Origin of the sequence: Microcoleus sp. POL10_C6, assembly GCF_036701585.1 — a bacterium.
Lineage (GTDB): Bacteria > Cyanobacteriota > Cyanobacteriia > Cyanobacteriales > Microcoleaceae > Microcoleus.
Map to the genome: position 1 here is coordinate 100,860 of NZ_JAUBRB010000018.1, position 10,938 is coordinate 111,797.

Here is a 10,938-nt window from a genome sequence, read left to right on the forward strand (position 1 = left end):
ATTTCTCCTATGCAAACACTGCTTCTACGGCTTTCGGCAATGCTATCGGCACGAAATATGCGACTGGATACAAATAATCTTCGCCGGATTCATCAATAACTCGGATAAATTGATGTTCCGCAGCGCGATTATCGGGTATGATTCGATAAATTTTTCGCACTTCCAAGGATGCTTGATAGTCTTGATTATTAATGCAAACTACAAATTGTGTTTCTAAGTTATGGGGATTCATGACTCCTCCTATAAAATATATTTGATTTTGATTTCTTTTTTTCCAATGCCGTGTGCTTCGTACCAATGTAGCTCAGCTTCGCAGGCTGTACCATCAGTCAGGCTAATTGTGGCTATGCCTTTGAGTTTTCTCCAACGTCCATTACCATAATTTTTCTGCAAACGTTCCACTTCCCGAATTGATTTATCTACTGCTATTGTTTCAATATTAGTAATGTTTCCTATAATTTGAAAGTTCATTCGACATCAAACATTATGTTAACAATTAGTATCACTGGTAGCCTTTTAGCCCAGTCCGGTCAGTGCCAGGTATCGGAAACGTAGAACTGGCGTGGCTTCGTGGTTTTTGCCTTTGTAATAAATCTTTATGAAAACCTGAAACGCTTAGATGTTACAGTCTACAAGTCTCGACGCGAGAGAAGAGAACGCCCCACAACAAGCCCCCCACCAACCACCCCATCAGTTAACTTTCCCTTCACACACGGGAGGTGTCCTATAGGTGCTTTGGTGTTGAATTTTAGATCATTATAGTGCAACCATTTACTACTATTCACACGCCAACCTACCCGATCGCCAAAAGCTGCCCAAATTTTCCGATCATATTCTCTGCTTCCCCCCAGACTTTCATAGATGCGTTTCTGCACCGAAAAGCCGAAACGTCCGTTACTGTATTTTACCCAAAGTTGGTCAATAGTTCGTAAGTCTTCACAGGGGAATCGATCGATATCTTCACCCCTCAGCCAGTTATCTTTTGTTCTCCCCGCTACTTCCAGCATTTTTATTGCCGTTTCCCCATCCGCCTCTTGCCATTTTCCGCTAGCCAACAGCCGATCGAGTTGACGATAATCAACTCCTTTTGCTGAAATCAATTTTACAGGTTGTGGCGCTGGCTGCGGGCTAGGAATCGTTGGCGAAACACCCCCTCTTTGCCCCCGATTGCCGGGGGATTGGGGAAGCATAGCCAACCATTTTTCCACCGACTGAGGACGCTTTGTCTCATCCATTTCCATCCCTTTCATAATTGCTCGATGCACCGCATCGCTAATATTAGGATTAATCTGAAACGGCGGCTTTAAAGGATGATTTAAAGGCCTCAAGAATGCAGCAGTTGGTTGTGTTCTCGTTAGCAGATAGTATAGCGTTGCCGCCAGAGCATAAACATCTGTGTACTCAGCAAATCTGCCCATTTCCCCGTACTGTTCGGGAGGCGCAAAACCATGTGTTAATCCAACAGTCATTTGCTGAGTGCGATCGGGAATAAAACCCCGCGCCAAACCAAAATCAATCAAAACTGCATCTTGATTGTCGCGTACCATAATGTTTTGTGGCTTGATATCCCGATGTAGTAAACCTTTTTCGTGAACTACTATTACGGCTTCTCCCACTTTGCGGATGTAGTTCAAAGCTTCGGTTTCTGACATAAAACCGCGCTTTTCCACCCATTTCCACAAATCTTCTCCTGCCACATATTCCATCGCAATACAAGGCAAATTACCATGAGTGAAGTAGTTGTCTATTTGCACAATATTGGGATGCCTGCACAAAGATAGCAGTAGCGCCTCATCCCGGAATTTGTCCCGAAACCAGGCAAAATTTGGATCTCTCAATAAGTCGTCTTTCAGCGTTTTGATGACAACCCGCTGCCTGTTTTGGGCCTTCTGTGCTAGGTACGTGACCCCAAAGCCGCCCTCACCTAACTTGCCTTCAATAATATACCGATCGCCATTTAACCGCTGCCCCGGTGTCCAAACCATTCCCCTCACCGCCAACCAATATTAATTTTTATCTCGGCCTAGCCTGTATTTTAACTGTATTTTTTAAGTTGGGTTTAGTTCCACGGGCCCAACTTAAGTTCGCCTTCCCGGTGATGGTTGGCTTTTAGTTCGATCGCCCTTTTGCGACATAATTCGATCGACAAATTCGCAGCAATCTCATTAAGAATCCTAAATCCCAAAACCTCTTTGTCCAAACAGACCCTTTCTATGGCAACCTGAAAAACAGCAGACACATTTTTATAGACCTTAGTAACAGAACACTCGCAACCAGTTATGCAAACTCTGCCGAATCCCACTAAAACCCCCACCACCGAACCAACCTTCGACACCACCATCAAACGCCGCAAAACCCGGCCAGTCAAAGTCGGTAGCGTCACCATCGGCGGCGGCAACCCCGTCGTCGTACAATCGATGATCAACGAAGACACCCTCGACATCGACGGATCAGTCGCCGGAATTCGGCGCTTGCACGAGATAGGCTGCGAAATCGTCCGCGTCACCGTGCCCAGCATGGCCCACGCTAAAGCTTTAGCCGAAATCAAGCAAAAACTGCACGCCACCTACCAACCAGTGCCCCTCGTGGCTGATGTCCACCACAACGGCATGAAAATTGCCCTCGAAGTGGCCAAACACGTAGACAAAGTGAGAATCAATCCCGGACTTTACGTGTTCGAGAAGCCGAAAGCAGACAGAAGCGAATACACCGACAGCGAATTCGCGGAAATTGGCGAAAAAATCCGCGAAACCCTGGAACCTCTGGTGATTTCCCTGCGCGACCAAGGCAAAGCTTTGCGAATCGGCGTTAATCACGGTTCCCTCGCCGAACGGATGCTTTTTACCTACGGCGACACGCCCGAAGGCATGGTGGAATCGGCCCTGGAATTCATCAAAATTTGCGAATCCCTCGACTTCCGAAATATCGTAATTTCCCTGAAAGCCTCCCGTGCACCCGTGATGGTTGCTGCTTACCGCTTGATGGTGCACCGGATGGACGAACTCGGCATGGATTACCCCCTGCATTTGGGCGTCACGGAAGCAGGAGACGGCGAATACGGCCGCATCAAATCCACCGCAGGCCTCGCACCTTTGTTAGCTGACGGTATCGGTGACACCATCCGCGTCTCGCTGACAGAGGCCCCAGAAAAGGAGATTCCCGTTTGCTACAGCATTCTGCAAGCCTTGGGACTGCGGAAAACGATGGTTGAGTATGTCGCTTGTCCTTCCTGCGGTCGCACTTTGTTTAATTTAGAGGAAGTGTTACACAAAGTGAGAGAGGCGACGAAGCATCTCACGGGTTTGGATATAGCAGTAATGGGCTGTATTGTCAATGGGCCAGGAGAAATGGCTGATGCTGACTACGGCTACGTCGGGAAGCAACCGGGTTATATCTCGCTGTACCGGGGCCGGGAAGAAATTAAGAAAGTGCCAGAAGACCGAGGTGTGGCAGAATTGATTGACTTGATTAAATCGGACGATCGCTGGGTCGATCCTTAATTGCTGTCGTTAGCGCAGCCCTCGGAGAGGATCGCCCCTAATGCGTGTTTTAAACCCGGAGATCCCCCCTAACCCCCCTTAGTAAGGGGGGGACAAGAGCGATCTAAGTCCTTGTTAAGGGGGGGACAATAACGCTCAAAGTCCCCCTTCTTAAGGGGGATTTAGGGGGATCTAGGCTTCGATACAAACGAGAAAGACAGAGGGTTTCACTCTTAAGTTGATACCGCAGAACTCGGCAAAGTTAAATAATATATGTACGCCAACTACGACCGAGCCTTGCCTGTGTTAGATTGAGCGTAATTATTCTGAACTCTTTTCCTCCCGCGCGTCAGACAAATGGTTATAACAAAACGAGGGCTTGTTCTAAGTGCAGCAGCAGTGGTACTCACTGCTGTAACTCTTGCGAACACTGGTTGCAGTTCTAAATCTCTGGCTTCTTTTCGGGGAAGCCCTAAAGAGTTGGTTGATGAAGTTTGGCAGATTATTGACAAAAGTTATGTAGATGGCACTTTTAACCAGGTTGACTGGAAAGCGGTGCGGAATGATTATTTGAACCGGACTTATACCAGCGACGACGAAGCTTACAAAGCAATTCGGGAAATGCTGAAGAAGCTGGATGATCCTTATACGCGGTTTATGGATCCTCAAGAGTTCAGAAATATGCAGGTTGAAACTTCTGGGGAACTGACAGGAGTTGGGATTCAGTTGACTCAAGATGAGGAAACCAAAAAGTTGGTGGTGATTTCGCCGATCGAAGATACCCCTGCTTTTAGTGCTGGTATTCTGGCAAAAGATATCATTACTAAGATTGACGGCAAGAGCACAGAAGGCATGGATACGAATCAAGCAGTAAGTTTGATTCGCGGTCAGGTGAATACTGAGGTGACGCTGACTATTTTGCGGGGAAGCAAGGAATTAGAATTTAAGCTGAAGCGCGCTAAAATTGAAATTCATCCTGTGCGGAAGTCGGTGCAGAAAACTCCCATCGGAGAAGTCGGCTATATTCGCTTAAATCAGTTCAGTGCGAATGCTGCATCGGAAATGCGATCGGCAATTAAGGATTTGGAACAGAAAAAGGTAACGGGCTATATTTTAGACTTGCGTTCCAATCCCGGCGGGTTGCTGTACGGAAGTATTGAAATTGCTCGGATGTGGCTCAAAGAAGGTACGATCGTCTCAACGGTCGATCGAGTCGGTGAAGCCGATAAACAAACGGCAAACAAGGCAGCGATCTCAGACAAACCGTTAGTTGTACTGGTAGACGGCGGTTCAGCAAGTGCTAGCGAGATTCTATCCGGTGCTTTGCAAGACAACAAACGCGCGGTTTTAGTGGGAACAAAGACGTTTGGTAAAGGTTTAGTTCAGTCAGTACGCGGCGTGGGAAATGGTGCGGGTTTGGCGGTGACAATTGCCAAGTATTTTACTCCCAACGGCACTGATATCAACCACGCCGGGATTGAACCGGATTTTAAGGTAGAACTCACCGACGCTCAAAAACAGGAATTGAGGCGCGATCGCGATAAAATCGCTACAACGGCAGATCCGCAGTACGCGAAAGCTATGGAAGTTTTGACACAGCAAGTTACTGGTAAAACAGGGAACAATAAGGCGGAGTCGAAACCGAATGCAGCGCCACCTAAACCGAATGCGGCGCAAGCAAAACCGAGTGCGGCACCTTCTAAATCTAAGTAGAAAACCTGTTTCAGTTGACAGTTGACAGTTGACAGTTGACAGCGACCTATACCTGGAAGGAAGAGGATGGGAGTAATGAATAGTCGGATTTTAATTTCTCCCGCTTATGGGTTCCGGCTTTAAACCAATTCTTTCGGGTAAGGTTTCAGTTAAAAAAAGCATTCGGGGGAAGATTTACGGCTAAAAGCCAAGATTTTACACTCGAATGCTTCGCTATTTTTGGCAATCGGTCATTGCGGCTGGCATTTGCCGGCGCGAATTAATCCGATGCGGCGGGCGATGGCATCTTCTGGCGAATCGTAAGGGCCCCACTTTTCAATAATACTGGGGTTTTGTTCTTCGAGTTGGGCGATCCTCTGCGAGGGCTCCGCCAACGGCAAAATATCGCAATTACCCGCAGGACGTTTGACAATATAAAATTTTGGTGTTTCTGTCATAGCTAAATTCGTCACATAAAAGCTGGATACTAACTAGGCAATGGGATAATTATATCGGCGTTGCTGATTTACGGTATGAACGGCTAAATATGCAAATCATAAAAACCCTTGTCCACAAAGCTTCTGGATTTTTGCCTGGTTCTTTTTCATACCCTGATTAAGTAAGGCCAAAAATCTTTAACTATAAAGTCAATTTATGAGTTCTATGATTCAGATTACCCCCTTAACACACTTCAATCAATGGCTGGCTGCACAGAAAATCAGCCTCGCCTTCACCACCTATCAAACCAATCGGTTATTCTTGATTGGATTGAAACCCGATGGCAGGTTGTCAGTGTTTGATCGCGAATTCGATCGCCCGATGGGACTATTTGCCACCTCAGAAGGCCTCGTGATGAGTACCTGTTATCAAATCTGGCAATTTGACAATCTTTGCCGTGAGGAAGTGGGCGATTATTTAGGGTACGACAAACTCTACGTTCCCCGCATCGGCTACACCACTGGTGACATAAATACTCACGACCTAATCGTAGATAAATCGCAAAACTGGGTATTTGTCAACACCCAATTTAGTTGTCTGGCAACACGCGATCGCGACTACAGTTTTCGCCCCATCTGGCAACCGCCGTTTATCTCCTCCCTCGCCGCCGAAGATCGCTGTCACCTCAACGGTTTAGCAATGGTAGATGGCGAACCCGCTTACGTCACTGCTTGTTCCCAAACCGATATTCCCGCAGGTTGGCGATCGCATCGAGGCGGCGGCGGCTGCATTATCGATATCCGTTCTAACGAAATCATTTGTAGCGGCTTAACCATGCCCCACTCACCCCGATTTTACCAGAATAAACTGTGGGTACTCAACTCCGGTACTGGCGAATTAGGCTATGTAGAAAATGGACAATTTCAGGCGATCGCCTTCTGCCCCGGTTTCGTCAGAGGGTTGGCATTTCATAACAACTATGCGATCGTCGGACTCTCCAAACCCAGACATGAAAATTTTCAAGGATTGACATTAAGCGATCGCTTATCCGCCCAACAGCAACAACCTCAATGCGGATTGATGGTAGTGGATTTAAACACAGGCAATATCGTCCACTCGCTGATATTTGAAGAAGTCGTCAAAGAATTATTTGACATTGCTGTATTGCCCGGAGTGCGGCAGCCAATGGCATTAGGATTTCAAACCGACGAAATCGAACGATTAGTTACTTTCCCAGGTTCTAGCATTATATCAATCAGACCCGGCATTCATCAACCCCCTGAAACATCTGTCAAAGTCAGCGAATCCCTCGTGCCTGCCGTGATTGGCACAGAAAAATTAGAAACCGCAGCCGCAGCTTTTGATCGCGGCAGAGAGTTACAAAAACAACTAAAATTGGAAGAAGCAGCCGCTTATTTTCAAGAAGCCATTTCCCTCGATCGCAACTATATCCCTGCCTACAATAACTTAGGAAATCTCCTGCAATTACAGGGAAAAATCCCAGAAGCGATCGCCCTACTCCAACGCGCCATCGAGATTAATCCCAATCAAGCAGCCACCCGCTGCAATCTCGCCAGCGCTTACCTATTGCAAGGGAATATCGCAGCAGCAAAAGCTGGATATGAAGAAACACTACGCCTCGATCCGAATTTCTATCTCGCCTATCTTAACCTCGGAAAGTTGCACGCCTCGCGCCAAGAAACTGTCATAGCTGAAGGTTATTTGAGAGAAGCGCTGCGCCTCAAACCCGACAATACCGAAGTGAGAACAGCCCTTGAAAGCCTGACTTCTGGAAAACCAACCTTGCTAAACCCACCGCGTCAACCAGAAGAAACGCGCTATCCCGTCAAATACCAAGCTGTTTACAACCTCACAGCCGACAATATTTCCGCCTACGATGCCTTCACCTTCCCCAGCCTGCAAAAACGCTGGCAAACCCAAACTAAACGGGGCGAAATTGTAGGAATTTCTGCCACCATTTCCCATCAAATGGTAGGAATGGCGATCGCCGAAATCCTTCCCGAATCCCAGAACCCGCCATCCTTATCTGCCAGCATCATCTCCTGCTACGTCGTTCCCCACCATCGCCATCAAAGCATCGGCACAACCCTGATCGGGAATTTGGAAAAAGAACTGAAAAAAGTCGGTTGTCAGCGAGTCGAAATCTCCTACAAAAGCAGTGAATTAACAGCACTAGCCCTCGAACCCCTATTAAAAAACAAAGGCTGGCTCCCCCCTCAAACCACCTTTTTATTAGCCCAAACCACAACCCAAAAAATTGCCGAAGCCCCTTGGCTGCACAAATACCCCTTACCCGATTCATTTACCGTTTTTCCCGGGAGCGAAATCACCGCCCAGGAGCGCCAAGCCATTCTTCAACAAGGGGAATATCCAAACCCATTGAATCCCTTTAGCGACGAATCCAGAATCGAACCGCTCAATAGTTTAGGATTGTGCCATAATGGAGAAGTCATCGGCTGGATGATCACCCACCGCGTCGCCCCAAATACTATTCGCTACTCCAGCTTATTGGTGCGAAAAAAGTATCAAAAATTAGGTCGAGGAATATCCCTGTTAGCCGCATCAATTAAACTGCAAATCGACAGTGAGATAGAGAATGGCACTTTTTCAGTGGCGGCAGACAACGAGCCAATGCTCTCCTTCCTTAATCGGCATCTGCGCCCCTATTTAACCGGAATAGGCTCTTCGCGCATCGCCGTTAAACTGCTTTAAAAAGTCAGGACTAAAGCCAACTGGCACTCTTAGTGAGCGTTCCTCCCATCCAATTGCCAATTACCCATTAAAAAACTATGCCCGCCTTTGCCGCCCCCCAAACTAACCCCTTCAACCTCACCGATGTGGGGACTTCCGCCTCCCCCACCTTTGTCGATATTGACGGCGACGGCGATTTAGATGCCTTCGTTGGGGCAGGTGACGGCTTCACGCTCTACTACCGGAATACCGGCACCGCTAGCGCCCCAGTCTTTGCCGCCCCCCAAACAAACCCCTTCAACCTCACCAATGTGGGGTTTTTAGCCACCCCCACCTTTGTCGATATTGACAGCGACGGCGATTTAGATGCCTTCGTTGGGACAGGTGACGGCAACACTTACTACTACCAGAATACCGGCACCGCTAGCGCCCCAGTCTTTGCCGCCCCCCAAACTAACCCCTTCAACCTCACCGATGTGGGGAATTACGCCTCCCCCACCTTTGTCGATATTGACGGCGACGGCGATTTAGATGCCTTCGTTGGGGCAATTGACGGCACCACGCGCTACTACCGGAATATCGGCACCGCTAGCGCCCCAGTCTTTGCCGCCCCCCAAACAAACCCCTTCAACCTCACCAATGTGGGGTATTTAGCCGCCCCCACCTTAGTCGATATTGACGGCGACGGCGATTTAGATGCCTTCGTTGGGGCAGGTGACGGCAACACGCGCTACTACCGGAATACCGGCACCGCTAGCGCCCCAGTCTTTGCCGCCCCCCTAACTAACCCCTTCAACCTCACCAATGTGGGGAATTACGCCTCCCCCACCTTAGTCGATATTGACGGCGACGGCGATTTAGATGCCTTCGTTGGGGCACAGGACGGCAACACGCGCTACTACCAAGATTTGCTTCCCCGTGTCAGCATTGCCCCCGGCACCACACCCAGCGAAGCCGAACCCACCGCCCCCGTCAACGGCAACTTCGTCGTCACCCTCTCAGCCCCCGCCACCGCCAACACCACCATCAACTACACCGTCAGCGGTAAAGCCACACCGGGCAGCGACTACACCGCCTTATCGGGTAGCGTCACCATCCTCACAGGGCAAACCACAGCCACTATTAACGTCATTCCCGTCTTAGATAACGTCAGCGATCCCAGCGAAACCGTACAAATCACCCTCACTGCTGGCACAGGATACAACCTAACGAAGACTAAAACTGCCGTACTGCAAATCGCCGATAACATACCCAAAACTTTTACCGCCCCCCAAACAAACCCCTTCAACCTCACCGATGTGGGGAGTATCGCCTCCCCCACCTTAGTCGATATTGACGGCGACGGCGATTTAGATGCCTTTGTTGGGGCAAGTGACGGCAACACTTACTACTACCGGAATACCGGCACCGCTAGCGCCCCAGTCTTTGCCGCCCCCCAAACAAACCCCTTCAACCTCACCGATGTCGGGACTTACGCCTCCCCCACCTTTGTCGATATTGACGGCGACGGCGATTTAGATGCCTTTGTTGGGGCAATTGACGGCAACACTTACTACTACCGGAATACCGGCACCGCTAGCGCCCCAGCCTTTGCCGCCCCCCAAACAAACCCCTTCAACCTCACCGATGTGGGTTCTGCTGCCTCCCCCACCTTTGTCGATATTGACGGCGACGGCGATTTAGATGCCTTTGTTGGGGCACGGGACGGCAACACGCGCTACTACCGGAATACCGGCACCGCTAGCGCCCCAGCCTTTGCCGCCCCCCAAACTAACCCCTTCAACCTCACCGATGTGGGGGTTGACGCCTCCCCGACCTTAGTCGATATTGACGGCGACGGCGATTTAGATGCCTTCGTTGGGGCATTTGACGGCAACACGCGCTACTACGAAAACGCCCCCATTGTCAGCATCGCCGCAGGCATTACTCCCGCAGAAGGTGGCGCAAGCGGCACTTTTACCATCACCCTCAACGATATTGCACCGGATGGTTTTACAGTGGCTTACACAGTAGGGGGAACCGCAACCAATGGCACTGACTACACCACCTTATCGGGAACCGTCACCATCCCAGCCGGACAAACCACTGCCACTATTAACGTCGTTCCCACCGACGATGCCATTGTCGATCCCAATGAAACCGTTACCATCACCCTCACAGACGGTGCAGCTTACAACCTCGCCGCTGCCCCCAACAATACCGCCTCGCGAACCATCACTGATAACGATATTGCCGGAGTCACAATCACTCCCACTTCGACAACAGCTACAGAAGGCGGTACAACTGGTAATTACACAGTAGTTTTAACATCACAACCAACAGCCGATGTTAATCTTGCCATTGGCAACACTTCGCAAACTAATACTTCAGCTTCCACACTCACCTTTAATTCAACTAATTGGAATACACCGCAAACCGTAACTGTCACGGCTGTTAATGATAACCTCGTTGAAGGCAGCCATAGTGGAACTATTACTCATACTGCAACTTCAGCGGATACCAATTACAACAGCATTCCCGTCGCTGCTGTGACAGCTAATATCACTGATAACGATATTGCCGGAGTCACAATCACTCCCACTTCGACAACAGCTACAGAAGGCGGTACAACTGGTAA

The 10,938-nt window shown here is 49.2% G+C and carries 9 protein-coding genes; 4 read left to right on the forward strand and 5 right to left on the reverse strand.

Annotation, left to right across the window (positions count from 1 at the left end):
- Positions 1–7: 7 nt before the first annotated feature.
- The 4 genes from QUA34_RS12530 to QUA34_RS12545 form a co-directional block, all read right to left on the reverse strand.
- Complete coding sequence (locus QUA34_RS12530) at positions 8–232, reverse strand: hypothetical protein (protein ID WP_293157603.1); 225 nt, start codon at positions 230–232, stop codon at positions 8–10.
- An 8-nt stretch (positions 233–240) separates the two neighbouring features.
- Complete coding sequence (locus QUA34_RS12535; protein ID WP_333330545.1) at positions 241–471, reverse strand: hypothetical protein; 231 nt, start codon at positions 469–471, stop codon at positions 241–243.
- A gap of 158 nt (positions 472–629) precedes the next feature.
- On the reverse strand, positions 630–1,985 hold the full coding sequence (locus QUA34_RS12540) for a serine/threonine-protein kinase (RefSeq protein ID WP_333386981.1): 1,356 nt from the start codon (positions 1,983–1,985) through the stop codon (positions 630–632).
- 74 nt (positions 1,986–2,059) lie between these two features.
- On the reverse strand, positions 2,060–2,200 hold the full coding sequence (locus QUA34_RS12545) for a hypothetical protein (protein ID WP_333063325.1): 141 nt from the start codon (positions 2,198–2,200) through the stop codon (positions 2,060–2,062).
- Positions 2,201–2,279: 79 nt separating this feature from the next.
- On the opposite strand from QUA34_RS12545, the gene ispG reads away from it, so the two are divergent.
- Positions 2,280–3,500, forward strand: a complete 1,221-nt coding sequence (gene ispG, locus QUA34_RS12550) for a (E)-4-hydroxy-3-methylbut-2-enyl-diphosphate synthase (RefSeq protein WP_333330550.1) — start codon at positions 2,280–2,282, stop codon at positions 3,498–3,500.
- 336 nt (positions 3,501–3,836) lie between these two features.
- The gene (gene ctpC, locus QUA34_RS12555; RefSeq protein ID WP_333330553.1) at positions 3,837–5,192 is read left to right on the forward strand and encodes a carboxyl-terminal processing protease CtpC; all 1,356 of its coding nucleotides are present in this window, start codon (positions 3,837–3,839) and stop codon (positions 5,190–5,192) included.
- A gap of 230 nt (positions 5,193–5,422) precedes the next feature.
- On the opposite strand, the gene QUA34_RS12560 is transcribed toward ctpC, so the two are convergent.
- Positions 5,423–5,629, reverse strand: a complete 207-nt coding sequence (locus tag QUA34_RS12560; protein WP_190741122.1) for a DDE transposase family protein — start codon at positions 5,627–5,629, stop codon at positions 5,423–5,425.
- A gap of 196 nt (positions 5,630–5,825) precedes the next feature.
- On the opposite strand from QUA34_RS12560, the gene QUA34_RS12565 reads away from it, so the two are divergent.
- Together QUA34_RS12565 and QUA34_RS12570 are read left to right on the forward strand one after the other, a co-directional pair.
- Positions 5,826–8,342: a TIGR03032 family protein gene (locus QUA34_RS12565; RefSeq protein ID WP_333330557.1), complete on the forward strand. Its 2,517-nt coding sequence runs from the start codon at positions 5,826–5,828 to the stop codon at positions 8,340–8,342.
- 77 nt (positions 8,343–8,419) lie between these two features.
- Positions 8,420–10,938: FG-GAP-like repeat-containing protein (locus QUA34_RS12570; protein WP_333386984.1), on the forward strand; the 2,519-nt coding region annotated here is incomplete at its 3' end.

Coding starts and splice junctions, on each gene's coding strand:
- QUA34_RS12530 (WP_293157603.1), bottom strand. CDS start 232: ATGAATCCCCATAACTTAGAAACACAATTTGTAGTTTGCATTAATAAT.
- QUA34_RS12535 (WP_333330545.1), bottom strand. CDS start 471: ATGAACTTTCAAATTATAGGAAACATTACTAATATTGAAACAATAGCA.
- QUA34_RS12540 (WP_333386981.1), bottom strand. CDS start 1,985: ATGGTTTGGACACCGGGGCAGCGGTTAAATGGCGATCGGTATATTATT.
- ispG (WP_333330550.1), top strand. CDS start 2,280: ATGCAAACTCTGCCGAATCCCACTAAAACCCCCACCACCGAACCAACC.
- ctpC (WP_333330553.1), top strand. CDS start 3,837: ATGGTTATAACAAAACGAGGGCTTGTTCTAAGTGCAGCAGCAGTGGTA.
- QUA34_RS12560 (WP_190741122.1), bottom strand. CDS start 5,629: ATGACAGAAACACCAAAATTTTATATTGTCAAACGTCCTGCGGGTAAT.
- QUA34_RS12565 (WP_333330557.1), top strand. CDS start 5,826: ATGAGTTCTATGATTCAGATTACCCCCTTAACACACTTCAATCAATGG.